The organism is Methanobrevibacter sp. TMH8 (genome assembly GCF_020148105.1).
Classification (GTDB): Archaea; Methanobacteriota; Methanobacteria; order Methanobacteriales; family Methanobacteriaceae; genus Methanobinarius.
In genome coordinates this window covers 40,241-63,922 of sequence record NZ_JAHLZE010000035.1, presented here as the reverse complement: position 1 = coordinate 63,922, position 23,682 = coordinate 40,241, and the positions used below count along the sequence as shown (strand labels likewise).

General features: G+C 26.9%; 22 protein-coding genes. 5 read left to right on the top strand and 17 right to left on the bottom strand.

Features of this window, described 5'->3' with window-relative positions; all coding sequences use genetic code 11:
- Window positions 1-80 precede the first annotated feature (80 nt).
- Window positions 81-758 carry a hypothetical protein gene (locus tag KQY27_RS07715; protein ID WP_224425996.1) on the top strand — a complete coding sequence of 226 codons (678 nt, stop codon included), beginning with the start codon at window positions 81-83 and terminating at the stop codon, window positions 756-758.
- Between the two features lie 89 nt (window positions 759-847).
- Here KQY27_RS07715 and KQY27_RS07710 read toward each other — a convergent pair whose 3' ends face one another.
- The 5 genes from KQY27_RS07710 to KQY27_RS07690 all read right to left on the bottom strand — a co-directional run bounded on the left by KQY27_RS07710 (window position 848) and on the right by KQY27_RS07690 (window position 6,103).
- Complete coding sequence (locus KQY27_RS07710; RefSeq protein ID WP_224425995.1) at window positions 848-1,465, bottom strand: ATP-binding cassette domain-containing protein; 618 nt, start codon at window positions 1,463-1,465, stop codon at window positions 848-850.
- A 27-nt stretch (window positions 1,466-1,492) separates the two neighbouring features.
- On the bottom strand, window positions 1,493-2,548 hold the full coding sequence (locus tag KQY27_RS07705; protein WP_224425994.1) for an ABC transporter ATP-binding protein: 1,056 nt from the start codon (window positions 2,546-2,548) through the stop codon (window positions 1,493-1,495).
- A 12-nt stretch (window positions 2,549-2,560) separates the two neighbouring features.
- A complete protein-coding gene (locus KQY27_RS07700) occupies window positions 2,561-3,415 on the bottom strand; it encodes an ABC transporter permease (RefSeq protein WP_224426022.1) in 855 nt (284 codons plus the stop codon).
- Window positions 3,416-3,419: 4 nt separating this feature from the next.
- Window positions 3,420-4,412 carry an ABC transporter permease gene (locus KQY27_RS07695; RefSeq protein ID WP_224425993.1) on the bottom strand — a complete coding sequence of 331 codons (993 nt, stop codon included), beginning with the start codon at window positions 4,410-4,412 and terminating at the stop codon, window positions 3,420-3,422.
- A gap of 68 nt (window positions 4,413-4,480) precedes the next feature.
- Window positions 4,481-6,103 carry an ABC transporter substrate-binding protein gene (locus tag KQY27_RS07690; RefSeq protein ID WP_224425992.1) on the bottom strand — a complete coding sequence of 541 codons (1,623 nt, stop codon included), beginning with the start codon at window positions 6,101-6,103 and terminating at the stop codon, window positions 4,481-4,483.
- Between the two features lie 602 nt (window positions 6,104-6,705).
- Between KQY27_RS07690 and KQY27_RS07685 the strand changes: the two genes are divergently transcribed.
- The 4 genes from KQY27_RS07685 (at window position 6,706) to KQY27_RS07670 (ending at window position 9,181) form a co-directional block, all read left to right on the top strand.
- The gene (locus tag KQY27_RS07685; RefSeq protein ID WP_224425991.1) at window positions 6,706-7,161 is read left to right on the top strand and encodes a MarR family transcriptional regulator; all 456 of its coding nucleotides are present in this window, start codon (window positions 6,706-6,708) and stop codon (window positions 7,159-7,161) included.
- A gap of 8 nt (window positions 7,162-7,169) precedes the next feature.
- Entirely contained in the window at window positions 7,170-8,060 is an 891-nt protein-coding gene (locus tag KQY27_RS07680; RefSeq protein ID WP_224425990.1) for a phosphatidylglycerol lysyltransferase domain-containing protein, read from the top strand.
- Window positions 8,057-8,620, top strand: a complete 564-nt coding sequence (locus KQY27_RS07675) for a GNAT family protein (protein WP_224425989.1) — start codon at window positions 8,057-8,059, stop codon at window positions 8,618-8,620. The genes KQY27_RS07680 and KQY27_RS07675 overlap by 4 nt, the downstream gene beginning before the upstream one ends.
- A 141-nt stretch (window positions 8,621-8,761) precedes the next feature.
- Window positions 8,762-9,181, top strand: a complete 420-nt coding sequence (locus KQY27_RS07670; RefSeq protein ID WP_224425988.1) for a PaaI family thioesterase — start codon at window positions 8,762-8,764, stop codon at window positions 9,179-9,181.
- A 124-nt stretch (window positions 9,182-9,305) separates the two neighbouring features.
- On the opposite strand, the gene comE is transcribed toward KQY27_RS07670, so the two are convergent.
- From comE to KQY27_RS07610, 12 genes are all read right to left on the bottom strand, one after another.
- Window positions 9,306-9,866, bottom strand: coding sequence for a sulfopyruvate decarboxylase subunit beta (comE, locus tag KQY27_RS07665; RefSeq protein ID WP_224426021.1), 561 nt, complete (start codon window positions 9,864-9,866; stop codon window positions 9,306-9,308).
- A gap of 74 nt (window positions 9,867-9,940) precedes the next feature.
- Window positions 9,941-10,432 (bottom strand): sulfopyruvate decarboxylase subunit alpha, encoded by a 492-nt coding sequence (gene comD, locus KQY27_RS07660; RefSeq protein WP_224425987.1) that lies wholly within the window; start codon window positions 10,430-10,432, stop codon window positions 9,941-9,943.
- 218 nt (window positions 10,433-10,650) lie between these two features.
- Window positions 10,651-11,679 carry an L-sulfolactate dehydrogenase gene (comC, locus tag KQY27_RS07655; protein WP_224425986.1) on the bottom strand — a complete coding sequence of 343 codons (1,029 nt, stop codon included), beginning with the start codon at window positions 11,677-11,679 and terminating at the stop codon, window positions 10,651-10,653.
- Window positions 11,680-11,855: 176 nt separating this feature from the next.
- On the bottom strand, window positions 11,856-12,881 hold the full coding sequence (purM, locus tag KQY27_RS07650) for a phosphoribosylformylglycinamidine cyclo-ligase (protein ID WP_224425985.1): 1,026 nt from the start codon (window positions 12,879-12,881) through the stop codon (window positions 11,856-11,858).
- 291 nt (window positions 12,882-13,172) lie between these two features.
- Window positions 13,173-15,077, bottom strand: coding sequence for a beta-CASP ribonuclease aCPSF1 (locus KQY27_RS07645; RefSeq protein ID WP_224425984.1), 1,905 nt, complete (start codon window positions 15,075-15,077; stop codon window positions 13,173-13,175).
- A gap of 519 nt (window positions 15,078-15,596) precedes the next feature.
- Complete coding sequence (gene psmB / locus KQY27_RS07640) at window positions 15,597-16,229, bottom strand: archaeal proteasome endopeptidase complex subunit beta (protein WP_224425983.1); 633 nt, start codon at window positions 16,227-16,229, stop codon at window positions 15,597-15,599.
- Between the two features lie 1,006 nt (window positions 16,230-17,235).
- Complete coding sequence (gene coaBC / locus KQY27_RS07635) at window positions 17,236-18,414, bottom strand: bifunctional phosphopantothenoylcysteine decarboxylase/phosphopantothenate--cysteine ligase CoaBC (protein ID WP_224425982.1); 1,179 nt, start codon at window positions 18,412-18,414, stop codon at window positions 17,236-17,238.
- Window positions 18,415-18,512: 98 nt separating this feature from the next.
- On the bottom strand, window positions 18,513-19,061 hold the full coding sequence (locus KQY27_RS07630) for a PsbP-related protein (RefSeq protein WP_224425981.1): 549 nt from the start codon (window positions 19,059-19,061) through the stop codon (window positions 18,513-18,515).
- Window positions 19,062-19,110: 49 nt separating this feature from the next.
- Window positions 19,111-19,821, bottom strand: coding sequence for a hypothetical protein (locus KQY27_RS07625; RefSeq protein WP_224425980.1), 711 nt, complete (start codon window positions 19,819-19,821; stop codon window positions 19,111-19,113).
- A 536-nt stretch (window positions 19,822-20,357) separates the two neighbouring features.
- A complete protein-coding gene (pheA, locus tag KQY27_RS07620; protein ID WP_224426020.1) occupies window positions 20,358-21,209 on the bottom strand; it encodes a prephenate dehydratase in 852 nt (283 codons plus the stop codon).
- A 278-nt stretch (window positions 21,210-21,487) separates the two neighbouring features.
- Window positions 21,488-22,312: a CBS domain-containing protein gene (locus KQY27_RS07615; protein ID WP_224425979.1), complete on the bottom strand. Its 825-nt coding sequence runs from the start codon at window positions 22,310-22,312 to the stop codon at window positions 21,488-21,490.
- Between the two features lie 109 nt (window positions 22,313-22,421).
- Window positions 22,422-23,369: a CBS domain-containing protein gene (locus tag KQY27_RS07610; RefSeq protein WP_224425978.1), complete on the bottom strand. Its 948-nt coding sequence runs from the start codon at window positions 23,367-23,369 to the stop codon at window positions 22,422-22,424.
- Window positions 23,370-23,682: the final 313 nt, after the last annotated feature.

The window sequence follows — 23,682 nt, the reverse complement described above, 5'->3', positions numbered from 1 at the left end:
AAAATACAAACATTATTATGGATATGTTTTTTATATTTGTAAAAAATATAAATATAGAAAAGTCATAAAAAGGGGGAAACATGACTAAAATAAAAACCAAATTAAATAGTGAAATAGTAAAAGAATATGGATTAAATGCAGGAGCTAGTGTAGTAGGCATAGCTACTTCTAAAGATTTTAGTTTAGCGCCAAAGTGTTTTAGACCTTCTAATGTATTAAAAGAATGTCTTTCTGTCATTGTTTTGGGGATTCCTTTCCCAAAAGAATCTTTAGAAAATTCCATTGAATATACCAAAATTCGGAATGAAATTGCCAAAAAAATGACTAATATGGCAAGAATGGTAGCAAAACAAATAAAAAAGGACGGATATGAAACAAAAGCCATAAGTAGCATGGGAGGTAAGTATATAGATGGGCATACTTTTGGTCATATATCCCTAAAACATGCAGCTGAACTTGCAGGATTAGGAACTATTACTCGAAACTATTTACTAACTAACCATCAATATGGAAATCTTCTTTGGTTCAGTGCTGTTCTCACTGATGCAGATCTGATTCCTGATGAAAAAACAAAATATGAAATTTGCAATAACTGTAACAAATGCATTGAAGCATGCCCTTCAGGATCATTAGATGATTTATCATCATTTGGAAAAAAAGGATGTTCCAAATATTATAAAATTGTGAATAGAAAATTAGAAATACAGTGTTTTTTATGTCGTACAGTATGTCCACACTGTTTTGGTATAAAAGACTGAAAATATAAATCATCAAACAAAAAAATAAAATAAAATAAATTTTTAATTAATAAATAGATAAAAATAAAGAAAAAAAATAATATATAATATCAAATGTTATTTATATCATCTAAATAAACAACATTATCACATATTTTATTTATTAATTCTTTATCATGGCTAACAACGAGCATTCCAATATTTCTTTTTTTAACAATATTAATTACTATATCCCATATCTGAACTTGTGTTACAGCATCAAGCATCGTAGTTATTTCATCGGCTATTAAAAATTGAGTGTTAGGTGAGAGAGCTCTTAATACTGAAAATCTTTGAAGTTCTCCTCCTGAAAGCTCATTAGGCCAACGATCAAACCAAGATTTCTGAATTCCAAACTCTTCAATAAGATTTTCATCTACACCCCAAGATTCAAAAAGAATATCCCTCATTTTCCATTTAGGATTCATTGTTTTCTCAGGGTGCTGAAATATTAGCTGAACTGGATTAAAACCTTTTTTTGGAATATTTAATCCATCAATAGTAACTTTTCCCTTAAATTTATTTTTATCAATATATCCAGCTAAAATTTTCGAAAGAGTAGATTTTCCACTTCCACTATTTCCAACAAGCCCTATAACTTCACCACTTTTAATAGATATGTTTAAATCCTTTAAAATCTCTTTATTATTCCTATATTTGAAGCTAATATTTTTTCCTTTTAATTCCATAATAAAACATCCATACTAATAATATTTTCATCCAGAATATTTTCTATGATCCCTATGACAACGTACTTTTTTTCCTCCCAGTTCATGAAGGTCTGGATTAATCTTCATACATATATCAGTTGGATTATCACAGCGATCATAATAAATACATCCTTCTTTAAGCTCACCATGAAGCGGTTGATGTCCTTTATTTAATACAAAACCATTTTGAGGTAATGCTTTGTATAATGCACGAGTATATGGATGTTTAAGGTTTTCACCATCTCCTGAAAACTCAGAAACATTAGCTATTTCTATAACATATCCAGAATAAAAGATAGCTATTTTATCAGCGACTTTTAAAGCAGCATTAATATCATGAGTAATAAGAAGAACTCCAATTCCATCATTTGCCATTTTTTTAATATTATTTAAAGTTTCTTCAATAGCTGCATCATCTAGACCAGGAGTTGGTTCATCTGCTATTACAAGTTTTGGATTTTGAAGAAGAGCTGTTGAAACAAGTACTCTCCTAGCCATTCCTCCAGATAATTGAAATGGATAAAGATCATCTACTTCTTCACCAAGACCATATTTTTCAAAGATATTTCTTTGTTTAAATTTTTTGTCTTTTTTATCTTTTTCATCTATTGTTTCACCAATAACTTGATCAGCTACTTTCATAAGAGGGTCTAAAAAATTAATTGATTGAGGAATAAGTGCAATTTCTTTTCCTCTAAGGTCTTCTTTAAGTTTTTGATCTAAATTTCTACCTTCAAATTTCATATTTCCTGTGAGATTTGCATTACTTGGAAGTATTCCCAGAATTGCATGGGCAAGAAGACTTTTTCCAGATCCACTTGAACCAAGAATAGCCACAACTTCTCCTTCAGATACATTTATTGTTAAATCACTGATAACTTTAAGTAAATTCTGCCTAAGTCCTCTAGTATATTGAAGAAATGAAATGGATATGTTGGATACAGATAAAATCTCATTTTCGTTAATATTTTCTTTTTTGCCTTTTTCTTTACTTTTTAATTCTTTAGATTCTTGTTCAATTCCTAGTGCATCTGAGGTATCTTTTTTAAATAAATTAATCATTTAATATCCTCCTTATTCATGTGCATTAGCTGGATCAAGTATTTTTTGTAAATTGTCTCCAATTAAATCAAATAAAAGCACAATGATTAAAAGTGAAACTCCTGGGAAGAAAGCTAACCACCAAGCTCCAGTAGCTAAATATTTCATAGATTCTGAAAGAATGATTCCAATAGCAGGTTCATGAGGTGAAAGACCAAATCCAAGGAATGTTACACTGGCTTCATGCATAATTGCATGTGGAAATATAAGAATAGTTCCAAGCACTACTTGAGTTAAAACCAATGGAAAAAGATGTTTTTTAGCTATCCAAAATTTAGATTTACCAAAATTTTTTGATAAATGAACATATTCAGATGTGTTAATTTGTTTAATTTCAGCTCTAAGAACCCTTGTTAGAGAAGTCCAATGAGTTATACCTACACCAATAATTACTCCAATAGCTCCCCCACCAAGAGCAATGGAAACTAAAATGATCAATAATAAGTGAGGGATAGAAGAAAATAAATCAACTAACCAGCTTACAAAACTATCTAAATATTTGTTCATACCAGATGAAAGTCCTAAGATAACAGCTACAATAGTACTGATTATAGATGCTAAAGCCCCTATCATTATACTAAGACCTAAACCTTTCATAGTTCGTGTAAACATGTCTCTTCCCATCCAATCAGTTCCAAAAAGATGTTCAAAAGAAGGAGGCAAATTTATAGAACTAAAATTAGTTGTTATATTACTCATATCAATAAATAAACTATTAATAACAATAGTTACCAACATTACAGCAGTAAGAACAACAATCAATATAGTTTTTGTTCTTAAATTCATTTTCAAATGAGAAAAATAGAATTTTTTCTTTTGAGTGTCCATTGGTTTATTCATTTGATTCACTCTCTCTGATTCGTGGATCAACAAATTTATATATAACATCAGCAATGGTATTTCCACAGAACACAAATATTGTAGAGAATATAACAATTCCTAAAAGAAGAGGAACATCACTTCTAAGACCTGCAGCTACTGCAGCTTGACCAATACCAGGATATGAAAATACTTGTTCAACAAGAACAGCCCCACCAAATAATTCACTAAATGAAAGGAATTGGAGAGTTATAGCAGGAATGAGGATATTTCTTATTCCATGTCTTTCGACAAGGCCCCAACCTTTTTCTCCTCTTGCTTTTGCAAAAACTATATAATCACTACTCATTACATTATTAAGCTTATCTCTTGTAAACATAGCTATTTGAGCTACACCAAGAATACTTAAAGCAGTTGCAGGAAGTATTAATCTAGCTAACCAATCCCAAAATGTAACATTTTCAGCTAAAACTCCTACAGGAACACCCAATCCCGTTGGGAACCATCCTAAGTAAACAGAAAAAACCATAAGCAGAAGAAGAGCTATCCAAAATGTCGGAGCTGAAAGAAGGACATAACAATATCCTTTGACAAATTTATCAATCCAACTACCCCTATACATTCCTGCCAATGTTCCAAGACTAAAACCTAATACTCCTGAAATAACCCATGAAGTAAACATCAAGACCAATGATGCTGTGAATCTCTCTCCAATAACATCAATAACAGGAATCCTATAAATAAGAGAGGTTCCAAAATCACCATGAAGGATATTCCAAAGCCAGTTCAAAGCTTTTTCCCACATTGGTTGACCAACACCCCAATATTCCTGTAATTTAGCTAATTGTTCACCACTTACAGCCATTTCACCAATATATGCTCGAACTGGATCAACTGGAGACATATCTACCAAAACAAAGCTAATAATAGCTACTGCTATAAGAAGTATAATCAAACGGACAAATTTATGGCCTAAAAAAATAGCTATTTTTTTATAATTAAACAACTCATCACCATTTTTATAAATTTAAATTATTTAAACTCAATAAAACAATTGATAAACTTATATTTCTATTATTCTGTTGAATTAATTCGTTTCCAATCATATATATCTCTTAAAATGTCGATTCCAGAGGTATTTCCATTAGGCCCCATATCTATAGTATTATCCTTCATATAAAGGAAATCAGATGTAACAACCCATAACCATGGAGCATCACCAGCTGGAGAAAATCCAGTTGAACCATCATATGAAGCTTTTTTCCAAAATTCATTGGAAGCAGATTGATCAATAGTGGTTAAAGCATCTTCTAGATATCCATCCACAATTGAATTATTATAAAGATTAGGATTCATATAATTATCATCTATTTCTTTACTGTGATATTGTAAATAAACAGACCTATATGGATTTGGTGAGCTTTGTTGATATAAAGCAGCAGAATTGTATTGATTTGCATATATCGAATCCCAGTCAGTACCTTCTAATTCTATCTCAATGCCTATATTTTTAGCATTTTCAGCTATGACTGTAGCTAAAGCTTGTCTTTGTTGATCTTCAGCAGCATAATAAAGTTTAAATGAAGCTTTTAATCCATTTTTTTCCAGAATACCATCACCATCTGTATCTTTCCAACCAGCTTCTTTAAGAATATTTTTCGCAGCAGTGATATTTGAATCATTTACTTTACCTTCAGGGTTACCATAATCCATTTTATCTACACCAGTTTGTTCAACTTCCCCATAACCATAGTAAACTTCATCCACAATTTTTTGTCTATCTATTCCAATATTGAGTGCTTTTCTAATAGAAGGATCGGCTGTAACATTGTTACCAACTACATCTCCTTTTTCTGTTTTAAGTCCTGTATCATTTAACATCGGAAAAGATATTCCTTGAGCTCTAGAAGACGGCATATTAATTAATGTATATCCTGAAATATTTTCTCTTGCTTGAGTGATATCAATTTGAGCAACATCTACATTACCTGATTTAACAGAAGCAAAGCTTGCATCTTCATCTAAAAATAATATAGTTATCTTTTTAAAATAAGGTTTTTTACCATAATAATCATCATTTATTTCAAAAATAGCTTGTTGATCTTTATCCCATTGGACAAATTTATAAGGTCCAGAGCCAATAGGATTAGAACCATAAGTTTGATTATTATAAGCATGTTCTGGAACAATTCCTAAATATCTTAAATCCCAGATAAAAGTAGATTGTGGTTTTTCTAATTCAAATTCAACTGTAGTGTTATTTAGTGCTGTAGCATTTTTAAGATTAGTCATATCAAGTTGAGAATCAGCACTATTTTTTACATTGTTGAATGTAAAAGCAACATCTTTTGCAGTGAGAGAAACACCATCAGTAAATTTAACATCATCTCGAATATTGACTGTCCATTTTAAACCATCTGAACTTACACTATAATCTGTAGCTAAATCATTGGTGAAATTTCCATCTGCCCCTGTTTTGAATAGTGTGCTTTGAACAAGAGGTTCAAAATTAGCATGCCCACATCCCCAATCTTTCAAAGGATCAAAACCATTTTTAAGTTCCATCAAATGAGAACCAGAAGTTACAATAAGTTCATCAGGATTCCGTTCTACTGAAGGATTACCCCAGAATATTGCTCCTGCAATAATCCCAATAATCACAGTAATGACTATAATTATTATATACTTTTTTTTCAAATTTTCACATCCATTATTTAAATAAATTGATAATAAATTTTATAATATGATAAAATACTTCATATTTTAAAATTATATAAATAAAAATCTTAGAAAACATTATTACTCTTTATAAGGGAATTTTAAAAAAAGTAATACTATTTTTTATTTTGTTAAGATTTTTTATTCATACCCATTAATTAAATAAAAGCAATATAAATACTTTTCTAAATAATCGTAATACTTTTTTATTTATATCGCCAAAAAAGTATTAATTAATAAATATATGTAAAAAAAGGACTATTTAGTAATAATTATTCAATATAAAAAAAATTTAATTAATATTTTTACAATACAAACATAATAACAATTTTAAAAAATATTAAAAATAATAAAAAATATTAATTTTATAAATTTTATTTATAAATTATTTATAAATAAATCTAATTTTTTATAATAAATCAAGAAAAATTATAACTTTTTACCATATAATTATATTAAATATATTAAAAGTTATCAATGATAATTGTTGTCAATGATAACAATTATATATTATGAAAAACAATATTAATTTATGCTTTATTTTATTATGAAATAAAGTAATATAAATTTCGAGTTTTAAAATGGAAAAAATTAAAGATATAAACTATATGAGTTATTATTTAAATTGCTATATTTTAATTCTTAATAAAGCTCATCAAGCATTCATAAGTCCTTATTTAAAAGAAAAGAATGTTAGTTACAATCAATATGAATTGATTTTACATATTTATCGTGATGAAGGTTCTATCCAAGGAAAGATAGCTTCATCTTGTGGAACTGATAAATGTGGAGCATCAAGATCACTTAGAATATTAGAAGATAAAAAGTTAATCATTAAAAAAATTGATGAAAATAATAGACGTTCTTACCAACTATTCTTAACAGAAAAAGGTAAAAAAGTAGTTGAAGATATAATTGAAAAAGAAATCCAATGGGAAAATTATATCTGTGAGAATTCTGACATTGAAAAAGAAAAACTTTTTAAAATATTAAATAAAGCCTGTATTAGTTCATTAAAATTACTAAAAAATGATTGAATGATAAAATGAGAGACATGAAATTCAAACCAATAACTTTATCAGATAAACCTATATTTGACGATTATTTTAATAAAACTGATTTCAATAATGCTGAAAAGAATTTTTCGAATCTTTTCATGTGGAGAAAGACATATGAATATGAATATGCAATAATTAACAATTGTTTGTGTATAAAAGGCAAATTAAGAGATAGTAAAAAACCATTTTGTCATTTTCCATATGGAGGGTGTAATATCAAAGATTCTTTATCTTTAATAAAAGAAATTTTTGAGAAAGAAGGAGAATCCTTAATTATTAAACCATTACTTCCTGAAATGAAAGAATGTTTAGAAAGAACTTTAGAAAATTTTACATTAATAGAAGATAGAGATTCATTTGATTATATTTATACTTCTAATAAATTAATTACATTATCAGGTTCTAAATTACGTAATAAACGTAGATGGCTTAAAAAATTTAGAGAAAATTATAATTATACTTATGAAGAAATTAATTCAAAAAATTTAATGGAAGCAAAAGAATTTACTATAAATATTATTAAAAATTCCAACAATGATAAAAATGAGATTATAGCTATGGAAGAAATGTTTGATAATCTATTTGAATTAAACATCAAAGGATGCATAATTAGAGTTGATGGTGAAATAGTTGGAGTATCTACTGGAGAAGAGTTAACTAAAGATACGGTCATTATACACTCAGAAAGAGCTAATACTAACTTTGAAGGAATATATAATTGTATTAATCAAGAATTTTGCGAAAAACAATGGGCAGATTACAAATTTATTAATCGTGAAGAAGATCTTGGAATCGAAGGTTTAAGACAAGCCAAATTAACCTATCGTCCTGATTTATTATTAACTAAATATATAGCTAAAATAGAGGCCCAATTATGACTTATGTTAATAAATTAGATGGAGATAGAATATTCTTAAGTTTAAGTCAAAAAGAAGATTTAAATTTATACAATGATTGGTTAAATGATTTTGAAATTAATTTAACATTTGGTAGAAGTCATATTGTTTTTAATGAGGAAGAACAAGCAAAATATATTGAAGATTATAATAATAGTAATGATAAATTTTTCTTTGTTATAGTAAAAAAAGGAAATGTTTCTGAAAAAGAGCAGGCTATTGGAATTGGATTACTATATGATGTAGATTTTGTCCATGGAAAAGCTACTTTAGGTCTTTTGTTAGATAAATCTTTCCAATCAAAAGGATATGGAAAAGAATCTGTTAATTTACTACTTAAATTTGCATTCAATATCTTAAATTTAAATAATGTTATGTTATATACTATTGATTTTAATGAGAAAGCCATAGCTATGTATGAAAGTTCTGGATTTAAAACAATTGGTCATCGAAGAGATGCATATCCTATAAATAATAAAGTTTATGACGAAGTATATATGGATATATTAAAAAAAGAATTTAATGAAAGAAACAATTCATAATATAATTAATATTGATAAAATATACAATATAATAGAAAAATAATAAAATATAGTAAAATATATATTTTATCATTATAGTTAATTATAATAAGTTTTTAACAATTTTGCTTAGCTTATTAGGCAGAAACAAGGAGAATCGAAATGAAACTAGATTTAGACCGTGTTAAAAAGTTTTTTATTAATGATAACTTTGCAAAAAGTGCAGGAATTAAAATTGAATCAATAAATGAAGATTTTGTAGAATGTAAAATGGAAATTGAAGATATTCACAGAAATGCAGTAGGAGGAGTTCATGGAGGAGCTATTTTCACTCTCGCTGATTTTACATTTGCAATACATTCTAATTTAGATAATTTACATGGGGCGGATGTAGGCAATACAGTTGGCCAATCATGTAATATATCCTATTTAAAAAGCACCAAGGGGAACTGGCTGATTGCAAAGTCAAAATGCATAAATAAAGGGAGAAATATCTCCGTATATCAAGTAAATATTACCGATGATCAAAATAATGTAATTGCAATAATGATTGGTAATGGATTTACTATAGCTAAAAAATAAACTAATAGAATAATAAAATACTTAAAAAAATTCAAAAACAAAAAATTCAAAAAAAATATTCAAAAAAAATATTCTAAATGAATTATTCAAAATAAACTAATAAAATAGAAATTAATAGAAAATTCTATTTAATAGATTCCAAAAATCTATCTCTTATTTCTTCAGGAGACATATCTATGATTGGAGAATCAGCATTTCCAGGATTTATTTTATAGTGGATAAAAATAGAATTCTTTTGATCATTTTTTAAAATATCTCTAAAATCAATATCTTTATAATTATAACAATTTTCAAACCCAATTCCTTTTGCTACTTCTAAAAGATCTATGTTTTGAGCATAAGTACATTGATTTCCTGTAGATCCATAACAACCATTATCAAAAACAATTAAAATCAAATTTTTAGGATTTTGATTGAATATTGTTACTAAGGATCCCATGTTCATCAAAACAGACCCATCACCATCAAAAACTATAACTTTTTCATTCTTATTTTCTTCATTATCTTTTGAAATAGCTAATCCCAATCCAATAGATGAAGCAAGCCCCATAGATCCTAGCATGTAAAAGTTTTTAGCCCTATCTTTTATTTGGTAAAGTTCTCTAGATGGAAATCCTATGTTACAAACAACAATTTCATTATTAACATACTCCATTATGTCTTTTATTCCATCAAAACGTTCCATCATAACAACCTCAATTCATAAGTAGATTATATTAAAAATTATAAAATTATAGAATTATAAAATTATAAAAAGATTTACCAATAATTAATATCCAATAGTATAGAAATAGGACTTTTTTCCTTAACTGATATTTTCCATGAATTAGATATTATATCTTTTGCATCAATACTATTCTTTGGATTAACATATTTTAGTTCCATTGCTTCTAAAACTTTTGGAGTAGCTTTACCCATAGGGACTTGTCCAATAATAGGTTCTCCTTCTGTTCCTCTGTGACTCATTATCATTACCAAAGGTAAAGAATATAACTGAAAAAGAGATCCTAAAGCATTTACACAATTTCCTAAACCGGAGTTTTGCATTAAAATAGCAGTTTTTTTACCTCCAAAGTAGGCACCAGCACATATTCCAAGTCCTTCTTCTTCTCTTGTAACTGGAACATGTGTGATTTCTTCATCATCATCAATTAGTTCAAGGATTTTCCCCAAATTAATACAAGGAACACTAACAATAAAATCTATTCCAGCTGATTTTAATCCTTGATATACTGCTTCACTACTGTCCACAAAATAACCTCAATAAATCAATTATATTAAATATATATTAGATATATATTAAATTTATTTAATAAATACATTTTAATTATTATATTTCATTTTAATAGATATTTTTAGATAATATTGCCATTAATCATGAAAAAATAAAATAAAATAAGCAATTAAAATAATAATAATTATAATAATTAATAAATAATGATTAAAAATTAATTAAAAAAATTTATAAATTAATTAGAAATATATTCCTTAAAATCAATTTCTAAATTTTCACAAATTTTGTTTAAATTAGCATAAAGCTTTTCATCAACTTTTAATCCAAATTTTTCATTTTTTGCTATGTTTTTTACTTCAAGATCGCCAGGAACAAATGTATCTCCACTTGCCCTTACTTGATCAACAAAATCTTCTGTTTCACTCTTAAATTGATCCATATCAACAAATTTAGAAGGATCTATAGCTATAAAAAGATCTCCTTTAGTACATTTTTTAGAATGATTAGCAGTTCCAGTAACCCCAATTCCACAAGCTGCATTTACTAAAGGTCCTGTCATTAATTCAATCATAAATGCAAGAGCATATCCTTTATGGGCACCGAAAGGCAATATTGAACCCTTTAAAGCCTCTGTAGGATCAGTTGTAGGATTACCTTCACTATCTAAAGCTACATTCTCAGGTATTTTTTCACCTTTTCTTTGCGCTTCTAATAGTTTACCTCTTGCTGAAGCAGAAGTAGCCATATCAACAGCAATATAAGTATCTTCTGCAGGAATACCAATAGCAATTGGATTAGTACCTATTATTGGATCTTTTGCCCCTAAAGGAGCGATTGCAGGATCCGTATTTGCTGTAACAACACCAATGACTCCATTTTTTATAGCTAAATCAGAATAAAAGCCTGTAACACCGAAATGGTTAGAATCATGAGTACCTACAGCAGCAATTCCAACCTTTTTAGCTTTTTCAATAGCTAACATCATAGCTTTATATGCTACTACCTGCCCAAAAAGATGATTACCATTTATTAAAGCCATTGCTTCAGTTTCTTTTTCTATTTTAATTTCTCCATCAGTTAAAATATTTCCACTTTCAATTCCATGAATGTATTGTGGAAATCTACCAATTCCATGAGAAGTAAAACCTTTTAAATCAGCATCTAAAGTAGCTTTAGCTACAATTCCAGCATCTTCTTCACTTAAACCTAATTTAGTCAAAATTTCTATTATAAGTGATTTTTCTTTTTCTGCTGTTAATATCATGACCACACCTTTTTAAATTTAATAATATTAATAATTTTTTAATAGTTTAAAAATAATTTTAATAGTTTTAAAAGTAATTTAAATTATTTAAAATATTTCCAATAAACATATGAATAAATTTATTTATTATTGGATATTTTAGTGATAATTAAATAATAATTGTAATTAATATATAATTAATATATAATTTCAGTATTTTCAAATGTCTTAATCTTGATTTCATTTGAATTAGAAGTTACTTTTCCAATCTTATAAGATTCACAATACTTATTTAAAGTATTTAATATTTTTTCAGTATCCTTTTCTTTAGCAACAACTACAAATCCAATTCCCATATTGAATACTTTATACATTTCTTCTAAAGGAACATTTTGATTATATATTAATTTGAATATTTCTTGAGGTTCAGGGAGATTATAAATATCAAAACCTACTTCTTTATTCAGTCTTTTAAGGTTAGTAAATCCTCCACCAGTAATATGAGCTAAACCTTTAATATCAAAGTCTTCTTTAAGTAAATTTACAATAGGTTCTACATATAATTCAGTTGGTCTTAATAATTCTTCACCAATTGTAATTTCAGAATTATCTAGAAGAGAATCAGTAACTTTAAACTTATGATTTTCAAGAAGAGCTTTTCTAGCTAAACTTAACCCATTGCTGTGAATACCACTACTTCTAATACCAATTAGTACATCATCTTCAACAATAGATTCTCCAGTTATAATTTTATCAATATCTACAAATCCAATTCCAGTTCCAGCTAAATCAAAATCATTAACAATTTCTGGAAGTGAAGCAGTTTCTCCACCTATGATAGCTATTTTAGATAGTTCTGCTCCTTCAGCAAGACCTTTAGCTATTTCTTCAGCGATTTCAGGATTAGGTTCCTCAACAGCTAAATAATCAACTAAAGCTATTGGTTCAGCACCCACGCACAGTATATCATTTACAACCATAGCTATACAATCAATTCCAACAGTATCATACTTTTCCATCATTTTAGCAACTAAAATTTTACTACCAACACCATCAGTACTCATTGCTATTGCACGATTACCCATTTTGACTAATGCAGCAAAATGTCCACTTTCAGTAATTATATCTCTGTATTTTAAAGTTGGTTTTAGTTTTTCTGCTAATTTTGCAACTGTAACTTCTTCAAGATTAATGTCAACACCAGATTCGGAATAGTTAACCATTTCCACACCATTTTTAAAATAAAATTTTTTAATCTATAGTTTAATCTTTCAAATATAATATCTAATCAAATACAATATCTAATAATATCTAATATAGTTATAATAATATATTCAAAATATTATTCAAATATTTTAAAACATAAATTTTATAATACAAATTTTTTATAGCATAAAATTATAACACTAATATCTATGTTTTTTATATTATTTATAATATTTATAATTATTATGCAATATTTATACACTATCTAATTTTTATAATATCAATATAATAATATTATTTTTATGTTATTATTGAATTCTAGTACATTCTAGGTTAAGAGGAGTTTTAGTTTCAATTTTATAACTTCTATGAACACTAGAAGCTAAATCCATAGTTTTATATGCGTCTCCGTGACACATGATAACTTTTTCAGGTCTTGGTGAAAGTTTTTTAACATATTCCATTAATTGACGTCTGTTAGAATGTCCACTGAAACCTTCAATAGTTTTAATCTCCATTTTAACATTATAAACTTTAGTTTTTCCTTCTTCTTTTAATGGAATTTCTTTCCAGCCTTTTTGGATTCTTCGTCCTAAAGAACCTTCAGATTGATATCCTACAAATATAAGAGTACTTTTTTCATCTTCACTTAACCATTTAAAGTATTCAACAGAATTTCCCCCAGTTAACATACCAGAAGTTGAAAGAATAATACAAGGCTCTCCTTCTACTAAGTCTTTTCTTTCATTGATATTTTGAACTTTATGGAAAGCTTCTGAAATAAATGGGTTTCTTCCCATATGGAATATTTGATCCCTAAGATCTTTACTTAAATATTCAGGTCTTGCAGTATGAATAGCTGTAGCTTCCCAAATCATCCCATCAATATAAATAGGCACTTCTTCAATCATTCCATGACGCATATATTCTTCTAGAACAATCATTAACTCTTGTGCCCTTCCTACAGCAAATACTGGGAGAAGAACTTTCCCTCCACGTTTAAGAGTTTTATAAATAGTTTTCATCATTTGCTTTTCAGCATTATTCCTAGAAGGTTGAACATCTTCATGACCACCATAAGTACTTTCCATAACAACAGTTTCTACTCTAGGGAATCTTACAGTAGCAGGTTCTAAAAGTCTACTTCTTTCATATTTGAAGTCTCCAGTATAAACCATATTATGCTGACCATCCCCAATATGCATATGAGCCATAGCTGAACCAAGAATATGTCCTGCATTGTGAAGGGTGAGACGTATATCAGGAGATATATCAGTTACTTCGCCATAATCAAGAGTTATTGTATGTTTTATACTTTTTTGAACGTGTTTTATGTTGAAAGGTAATGGATCATCTTCCCTATGTGCAATATCGATATGATCCATTTGTAATAAAGTCATAAGATCCCTAGTAGGTGTTGTACAATAGATAGGGCCCTCATAACCATAATGATAAAGATAAGGTAAAAATCCAGTATGATCCAAATGAGCATGAGAAACTACAACTGCATCAAGATCAGCTAATGAAAATTCAGGCACATTGAGAAAAGGATAAGCATTTTTTTCGTCACCTGCAACATTAACCCCACAATCAAGAAGTACTCGACTATTTGGAGTTTGAAGGAGCATACAAGATCTTCCTACTTCCCTAAATCCGCCCATGGAAGTTAATCTTGCCCATTCATTTTCATATTTAGATCCTTGATGAATCCTAGCACCAAGATCTTGAAGTATCTTCTTTCGCTCTTTACTATTGTGTTTAAGAGTGTTTCTAACCCTTTCAATAATTTCAGAAGATATTGGAGGAGTTCTTAGAATTTTTGGAGCCCAACCAGTATTTTTAACAATTTCTCTAGAAGTAACTCCATATTTTCCAATAACAAGACCAGGCTTTTTAGCTTCAATTATAACCTCACATGTAACTTCGTCAAATGAAATATTAGTAATTTTAGCTTCTTCTGGTACAATTTCATGTATTTTATCAATTGTTTTTTCAGGATCTAAAAGTACAGATTTATCAGAACGAATAATTATCCGTTTTCTTAAATCTTTAGCTAAATTTCTTATTAAATCGCCATTTTCAGTTATTATTTCAGGATTTTTAGTATAAATAACAACTTCCGGTCCTTCAAATTCGACTTTAGCTACCTGTACTCTTTCAGGCAATCTTTGTACAATTGTTTTTTTGATTTCTTCGAGAATTTCTGAAGTCATATAATCACTTTTGAAAAATAGATGTGTAAAAATCTTGGTTTAAACAATAATTATTTGATTTAACAAAATAGCCCTTGTGAAAATAGCTTAATTATATAATAATATTTTGTTTGCCCAAGTCTTTTCTATCACACATTAAATAAAATAAGTTTTAATAAATTTTTAAATAATTTCCATGATAATATCTAGTAATTTTTAATAATCTTTAATAATTTATAATAATTTATAATAATGTCTATTAATGTTTATTAAAGTCTAATAACTCTAATAATATCTAATGATTTTAAAATATTTTATAAAATAATCTCTAAATAAACTTAAATAATCTAAATAAATCTATATAAATCTATATAAGTCTAAATAAATCTAAATGAATTTAAATAGAAATAAATAAGAATAAATAAAAATAAAAAACTTTAAATAATTTTTTATTAATCATTTGATGATTTTAAAATAAATTTAAATAAATCTAAATAAATCTAAATAATATTCAATGGTAAAAAATTAAAATTAGCTAACTTAGCTAATTTCTTTTAATTTAGCTTCAACTTCTTCTTTTGATAACATTTCAAAGCCTTTATCTTTAGTAACAGTAGCTACTAAAATACCATTTCCAGAATAAGTATCACGTTCCATAGCTGATCTTATGGCCCTTACAGCCACATCGACACCTTCTTCAACAGTAATACCTTCTTTAACTCTGTCTTCTAATACACCATAAGAAAATGTAGAACCAGAACCAGTAGATATGAAAGAATCCTTAATCATGCCTCCTGCAGGGTCAAGGGAATAAATTGAAGCTCCTTCCTCATCCACTCCTCCAAGAAGAGTTTGAACATATAATGGGGAAGAATGTAAAATATTTGCAGCTAAAGCTGAAGCAGATTCAATACTAATAGTTTCTCCATTTCTCATTTTATATAAAGAAACTTCAGCACTAATAACTTTCATTAAACTTTGTGCATCTGCAACAGATCCTGCTATAGTGGCGGCAATATGATCATCAATTTTGAATATTTTTTCTGCGACTTTGTGAGCTATTAAATTTCCCATACTAGCTCTTCTTTCGCTTGCGAAGACAACTCCATCAGTACAAGTAATACCAACAGTTGTAGTTCCTTCTAATGTGTCTATTGTGTTTTTATCATTCATCTAACAACACCTCATGTGATATAGTAAATTTATAATAATAGTGAATAAATTATATATAATGAATTTCAGGAAAAGATCACCAATTAGATGATTTATATTATAATAATATTTAATTTATAATCATTACTGATGATTTATAATCATTACTAATTTATAATAGAATTCCAGAAAGCATTATTTGAATATTAAATTTAAATCAAATTTTAATAATAATAAAATGTTAAATATCATAAAAATTAGTATGATTCAATTAAAATCCATTAATTGCTTAAACAACAAAAATATTAAATTAGTGTTATTAATCACATTAATAATCAGAACTAATCATATTCTAATTTAACAATATATTGTCTAAGTATTATTATTATATGTTCTACAATATATATAATCTTTTCTATAACTTTATATTTTTTTCAAATAATTAACAAATTGTAGATATTAAAAAATATTAAACTAATTCTAAACAAAATCTAGTTAATATAAACAAATTAATCTAAATTTAAACAAATTTAAACAACATAGATTAAATTAATTAATAATTTTAATATCAAATCATCTAGCTCTGATTGAATCATAATTAGTCAAAAACTAGCATTGATAGTATTAAAGCATTTTGAAAGTTCTATTAAAGTATTATTAACTTAAATCATTCTAATTTTCACGATAATATTCTTTAATTCTAAATAAAGTTACAAAAACAATTTAAAATAAATATATTAAAACATATTCCAATTTATATTCTAATTTTTATAAATATTTATATTATATATAATTATTCAGTTTATTCTATATGATTTAATAATACTAATTTTGTACCTTCAACATAATAAACTTTACTATTGTTATAATAAAATATTAATCTTTATAAATAAATAATTCTGTTTATAAAAAATATAAAAATAAAAAAATATTGAAATATAAAGATATGAAAAAAATAATAAAAATTATAGAAAAAGAAAAATGTAACAAAAAATCTATAAATAATAATTATAACAAGATGTATTGATTATAAATCTTTATCCAGTTTATCAAATACAATTTTTGCAATTTCCTTCTTAGAACATTCTGAAATTTCAACAACATCATTATCCACTAAAATAACTTGATTAACATCAGAACCAAATCCGCATCCCCTTATGCTTACATCATTAGCAATGACTAAATCAGTTCCAACCTCTTCAATCTGTTTTTTAGCTAAATTTATCATCTTATCTTCATCTATATCATATTCTGCTTTAAATCCTACTAAAAATATATTAGGGTTTGTTTGTTTAATCTGTTTAATAATTTTTTCAGTAGGTTTAAATTCTAAAGATAGATCAATTGAAGAAGATATTTTATAGTTCTCTTTATTTATTGGAGCAAAATCAGATACAGCTGCTGTAGCAATGAAAATATCAAAATCATTAATAAGCTCTTTAGTTATATTATTCATTTCTTCACTAGATTCGACAAAATTAACATCAAAACACTTAGGTATTTTAACATCAACAGTACCTACTATTAATTTTACATCCATTCCTCGAATATAAGCCTCTTTAGCTAATTCTAATCCCATTTTTCCAGAAGATTTATTTGTTATGCCCCTAATTGGATCAATAGCCTCATAAGTTCCACCTAAACTTATCAAAATCTTTTTATTGGCTAATTTTGAAGGATCTTTTTCAATTTGATTTAAACTAATTATTCTTTTAGATTCTAATATTATATCTTCAATGCTTGGAAATTTAGCTTTTCCTTCTTCCATACGAGGTTTTACAAAATCAATTTTAGTTTCAGATTCCTCTAGTCTTATTTTCTCAATATTTTTTGAAATTGATTTATACATAGAATCATGCATAGAAGGAACAAATAAAATAGGAGTATCATGACCATGGGCAGTTATAAGAAGAGTGTTAATAAGATTATCGGCTATTTTATATGCAAATTTACTTATAACGTTAGCTGTTGCTGGAGCAACTAAAATCAAATCTGCTTTAGCATATTTAACATGTTCAATCTTTCCAGTAATATCCAATACTACATCTTGACCTGTTGCAAATTCCATAGAATTAGGATGAATAATTTTTGTTCCAGCATCACTCATGAAAGATTTTACATTGAATCCTTGCCTTTTAAGTTCTCTAGCTAACTTTATAGATTCTGTAGCAGCTATACTTCCAGTTACACATAATATAATGTCCATTTTTAAACCTACATTTACAAAATTTTATAAAAATAAAAAATAAAGAATATAATTAAGAAATTAAATGAAATAACTAAGGATATTAAGTTATTAAATCATTAAGTTATTCTAAAGTTCGCTAGAATAAAATTAAAATTTTTAACTTGACTCTGATATTCATTTTGAGGAGCTGTAAACAAAATAACATAAAGTTCATTATTATTCTCTATCCAAAGGGCCCTATGTTGTTTTACTGTTCCATTAGAGTTTTCAGTGTATAATGCTTCTAAAGCATTATAAGACCCAATAGATACATTACCTTGAGCAATTGGAGTAAAATTGGAATTAGAGAATAATTTTGTATATGTTTGATTAAAATAACTCTCTAAAGATGATGGAAGACTTCTTTTTTCAATATTTACATTAACATTACTATAACCGGTAGCTGGGTCCTTAGAGCTAGGATCTGCAACAGCAACTATTGAATCATTAGAAGCTGAATTTGCAACAACCCATGTTCCAGGATATTTAATAATTATTCCATTTTTAGCTAAAGTTTGAGGAGGTGTATCATTACCAGTACTATTATTATTGTTGCTATCAGTAATACACCCAGAAACAAATATAACAGCTAATATAATTAGAATGCCCAATATATATTTCTTCATTAATTCACCTTGTTATGAAAAGTCGTATCCAATAAAGACTTTATTTAGTTTAACCTTCTGTAGAGCCACCAGAACCACTACCAGAACCGCCATCAGAACCACTACCAGAACCTCCGCCAGAACCGCCATCAGAACCGCCATCAGAACCACTACCAGAACCACCATCAGAACCACCATCAGTTGTTCCATCACCCGTATCTGAATCTGTAGTATCAGTAGTTGTAGTACCTATACCCCCAGTATTTGAGTTAGATTGATCTCCACCACTATTTGTAGTAACATTTGAAGCATTAGCTAAAAAACTTGGAAATGCACTATCATCAATTAAAACAGTTGCACCTGGAACAGCAGATTGAGGTCCACCACTAAACAAGCCAAAGCTGATTCCTACTAAAAAAGCACCTATTAAACAAACGACTGCCAAAATAGCATATTTGCTCTTGTTTGATGATTCTGGAGCTGTTTGTACTTTTTTCTGTACTTTTGGCTTTACAATATATTTATCAACAAGATCTTTATCCTCTCTCCTACTTGCTTCAGCCATACTCCTTTGAGCAGCTTTAGAAGGAGTCTTTTGATTATTTTCCCGACCCTGCATGCTTCTTATTCTATTAGTAGCATCTAAATTAGCTAATCTATTAGAATATTCTTTAGACAAATATTTATACTTATCTTCAGAAATGTTTCCTGCTTGATAATCTTTTTTAAGCTCTTGCATGATTTTTAAAAGCTTTTGTTTATCTTGACTAATATTACCCACCTCTAGGCTTTAATAATCATTTATAACATGTTTATTAATTGTATATTTATTATTTACTAAATAGATTGAAATTAAACTGTAGTAAATGATTAAAAAATAATTCATTTATAATTTTATTACATTATAAATTTTAAAGATAATTTTAAAATTTATTGTTAAATTTGTGAAAATTTATTATTAAATTAAGTTAAAATTTATTATTAAATTTCATCATATAACTATATATAACATTGGTATTATGGTTTTTTTATATAATATAGTTTACTAATACATTAAAAAAATATAATTATAATTATTAATAATTTTTATTATTTATATTATTTATATTATATTAAATTATATTATCTTAAATTTTAATTTATTTATATCATATTAATTAATCAAATTATTTTTATATTATTTTTATAATTATCATAATATATTAGAATTATTAGAATTTTTATTAAAAATAACAGAATAATAAAAATAATATAAAAATATTTAATAAAAGTATAGAAAATTGAAAAAATATTAGAAATATTAGAATGTTAGAAATGTTAATCTTTGTTAAAATTAGCCATTGGATAAGATCCCAATATTTTCATAAAAGATGTCTTTTTTCTAAGAGTATCTAAAATATTTTTAATTTTTTCATCATTTTTATGTCCTTCTAAATCAACAAAAAATATATATTTTCCTAAACCTTCTTTGGATGGACGAGATTCAATTTTAGTTAAGTTAATACTATTTTTTGCAAATACTCCCAAAATTTCATATAAACCACCAGGATTATCATCAGAAAGTGAAAATAAAATAGAAGTTTTATCATGTCCAGTTATTCTAGATGGATTTTTAGACAATATAATGAATCTAGTTTGATTATTTTTAATATCTTGAATATTTTTATCAATAGGTTTTAATCCATATAATTCAGCAGCCTTTAAAGTTCCAATAGCTGCGACACCTTTTTGTCCTTTAATTGATTTAGCTGCAGCTGCAGTACTTAATGTAAAGTGAGTTTTCATATTGTGATTTTCTAAATAGTTTTGACACTGTGCCAGTGCTTGAGAATGAGAATAAACATCAATTATGTCACCAATATCCTCAGTATCATATATATCCTTATCTACAAGAAGGTTATGGCTAACAGGAATAATAATCTCTTTTTCAATATTAAGATCAATTTTATGAGCTAAAAGATCTAAAGTCAATCCAACCGGACCTTCAATAGAATTTTCAATAGGAACAATACCTTTTAAACACTCTCCTTCAACAACAGAATTCATGACAGAGGGAATAGAACAATAAGAGACTAATTCTCCTTCTAAAACTGATGCAGCTTCATGAGTAAAAGTTCCATTAGGCCCTAAAAATGCTATTTTAGAGTTTTTCTCATTATTTGATTTGATGCTTATAGTAAAACCTCACTTATTATTTAGAAATATATAATATATTTTATCATTTAATAAGATAAATAAAATATATTAGATTAAAGAATATATTGAGTATTATTAGAATATATTAAGGTATTAAAAATGCTAGGGATACTAGATAATATAAATCATATGTATAAATCATTTTATAGTAAAATATAGAGATTAATTATATATTGAATATAAATATTAAATATAAAATAAGCAAATAAAAGTATTAAATTGTTAAAAATAGAAATAGAATAGCTAAAAAGCTATTCTGCTAATTCTAAATCAACAATTAATCCTAGTAAATCAGATTGTGTTACAATACCAACAACATTATCATTTTCGTTTACAATAGGATATCCATTATAACCTGTTTCTAACATAGCATTAGCTATTTCAGCGACGGTAGAATTTACAGACAATGTTTTTACATTTTGAGACATTACTTCTTCTACAAAGATATTTTTTATTTGCGCTTGTTGATGATTTTCAGGAACATGTTTTCTAAAAGATATTAAAGCTCTAGCTATATCTTTAGATGTTAAAATACCTGCAAGTTCATTATTATCATTGATTAAAAGTCTACCAATATTAGAATCCATTATAACTCTTCTTGCATGAATTAATCTATCTTTAGCACCAACAGATATTATCTCACTACTCATAATTTCTTCGGCAAATATTTTTTCATATGCTTTTCCTTTACATATATCAATAAAATCAGATTTAGTAATTATTCCTACTAAATCACCATTAGAAATTACAGGTAAAGCCCCAATATTTTTTTCAAGAATCATTTTAGCTGTTTTATCAATTTTTTCTGTTTCATCAGCTATTATGACATCATTTACCATTACTGTTGAAACATGAAAATGAGAAGGAGCCATATTTCCATATTTAGAAGACCCTAATTTTGTAGCTATATCTTTTTCTGCTATTATTCCTACAAGTTCTTTTTCATGGTTTTCATTAGTGTTAATAACAGGTATTCTAGATATTTTATGTTTTTTCATTAATCGAAGAGCATCACAAATGTTTTGGTCTTTATCAATTGTTATTAGTTCTTCAGACATTAAATTTTTTATTTGCATTTAAATCACCAAAATAAGGTAGATCATTCTTTAATTCAAATTTTAATTACTCTTTACTATCTCTTTCTTTATTATTTTTTATTATTTTTAATATGATTTTAATATGATTTTATTTGCGGATAGCTTTTAGAATATCACTTTCAGTTAATATACCTAATAATTCCCCATTTTTAACAACAGGGACACCACCAATATCTTTTTCTCTGAAAATTTCACATAAATCGCCAAGTCGAGTTAATGGTTCTACAGTAGTAACATTTTCAGCCATTATTTCAGAAATTTTAGTATCTAAAATTTCGACACCACTATTAGATTCCATTTTGCTGAATAGTTTATTATCCCCTAAAAATTTTAAAACATCATTAGATGTTACAATTCCTTCTAATTCTTCAGTTTCACCATGAGCTGCTGTATCTTCCATAGCTTTACCCATTATAGGGACTCTTCTTAATTTATTTCTAACCATTATTTTGGACACCCCTTCAATAGGTGTTCCAGGAGTGGTAGTAATAACATTAGTAGTCATGTAATTTTCTACCAATTCATCAGTTAAAACTCCGGCCATTGCTAAAGTAAAATCTCTTTCAGTGATAATACCAATGACTTTATTATCTTCATCAACTATAGGAAGAGCTCCAATATCAGTTTCTAACATTAAGTCAATACAATCATTGATTGAATCTTTATTAGTCATGAACCGAACTTCACGAGTCATAATTTCTCTTACAGATTCATTTATAGCTGCTAAAAAATTATCATTGTATTTTTCTTCCACAATATTGAATTTGTCTCCCCCTCCTAAGAAATTCAAAATGTCCATAGCTGTTACTATTCCTAAAAGTTTTTCAGAACCGGGATCAGTGACTGGGAGTCTTCTAAACTTATGATTTACCATTACTTCAGCAACTTCAATAATAGTAGTGCTTGGAGGGACAGATATAACATCTTTATTGGCTAATGTCATTATGTCTCCTTCATGTTCTGAAACTCTGGTTTCATGTTCTATAGATCCACGACCCATAGATTTCCTTAAGTTTATGGCACTTTTATCTTTCATTTCTACACCTCTAGAGATATAATAAAAAAATGGTATAAACAAAAAATTCATTAATTAAAGACTTTCATATTCTTAATATATATTTAAGAATCTATATATTTTTCTATAAAAATGATAAAATATTATAATATTAACACATACTAGTATTAATTTTATTATAATTATTATCTAAGAAGTATACCTATTAAACAATTGACATTTATATAAAGAATTTTTGATTTAATGATTAATAATTAAATAGTACAATAAATTTTTGATTCAAAGATTAAATAATAAAATAATAAAATTTTACAAGAAAATTGCAATAAAACTT

What these genes read in the sequence shown, in the direction of transcription:
- KQY27_RS07715 (WP_224425996.1), top strand. Translation starts at nt 81, where the DNA reads ATGACTAAAATAAAAACCAAATTAAATAGTGAAATAGTAAAAGAATAT.
- KQY27_RS07710 (WP_224425995.1), bottom strand. Translation starts at nt 1,465, where the DNA reads ATGGAATTAAAAGGAAAAAATATTAGCTTCAAATATAGGAATAATAAA.
- KQY27_RS07705 (WP_224425994.1), bottom strand. Translation starts at nt 2,548, where the DNA reads ATGATTAATTTATTTAAAAAAGATACCTCAGATGCACTAGGAATTGAA.
- KQY27_RS07700 (WP_224426022.1), bottom strand. Translation starts at nt 3,415, where the DNA reads ATGGACACTCAAAAGAAAAAATTCTATTTTTCTCATTTGAAAATGAAT.
- KQY27_RS07685 (WP_224425991.1), top strand. Translation starts at nt 6,706, where the DNA reads ATGGAAAAAATTAAAGATATAAACTATATGAGTTATTATTTAAATTGC.
- KQY27_RS07680 (WP_224425990.1), top strand. Translation starts at nt 7,170, where the DNA reads ATGAGAGACATGAAATTCAAACCAATAACTTTATCAGATAAACCTATA.
- KQY27_RS07675 (WP_224425989.1), top strand. Translation starts at nt 8,057, where the DNA reads ATGACTTATGTTAATAAATTAGATGGAGATAGAATATTCTTAAGTTTA.
- KQY27_RS07670 (WP_224425988.1), top strand. Translation starts at nt 8,762, where the DNA reads ATGAAACTAGATTTAGACCGTGTTAAAAAGTTTTTTATTAATGATAAC.
- comE (WP_224426021.1), bottom strand. Translation starts at nt 9,866, where the DNA reads ATGGAACGTTTTGATGGAATAAAAGACATAATGGAGTATGTTAATAAT.
- comC (WP_224425986.1), bottom strand. Translation starts at nt 11,679, where the DNA reads ATGATATTAACAGCAGAAAAAGAAAAATCACTTATAATAGAAATTTTG.
- purM (WP_224425985.1), bottom strand. Translation starts at nt 12,881, where the DNA reads ATGGTTAACTATTCCGAATCTGGTGTTGACATTAATCTTGAAGAAGTT.
- KQY27_RS07645 (WP_224425984.1), bottom strand. Translation starts at nt 15,077, where the DNA reads ATGACTTCAGAAATTCTCGAAGAAATCAAAAAAACAATTGTACAAAGA.
- psmB (WP_224425983.1), bottom strand. Translation starts at nt 16,229, where the DNA reads ATGAATGATAAAAACACAATAGACACATTAGAAGGAACTACAACTGTT.
- coaBC (WP_224425982.1), bottom strand. Translation starts at nt 18,414, where the DNA reads ATGGACATTATATTATGTGTAACTGGAAGTATAGCTGCTACAGAATCT.
- KQY27_RS07630 (WP_224425981.1), bottom strand. Translation starts at nt 19,061, where the DNA reads ATGAAGAAATATATATTGGGCATTCTAATTATATTAGCTGTTATATTT.
- KQY27_RS07615 (WP_224425979.1), bottom strand. Translation starts at nt 22,312, where the DNA reads ATGCAAATAAAAAATTTAATGTCTGAAGAACTAATAACAATTGATAAA.
- KQY27_RS07610 (WP_224425978.1), bottom strand. Translation starts at nt 23,369, where the DNA reads ATGAAAGATAAAAGTGCCATAAACTTAAGGAAATCTATGGGTCGTGGA.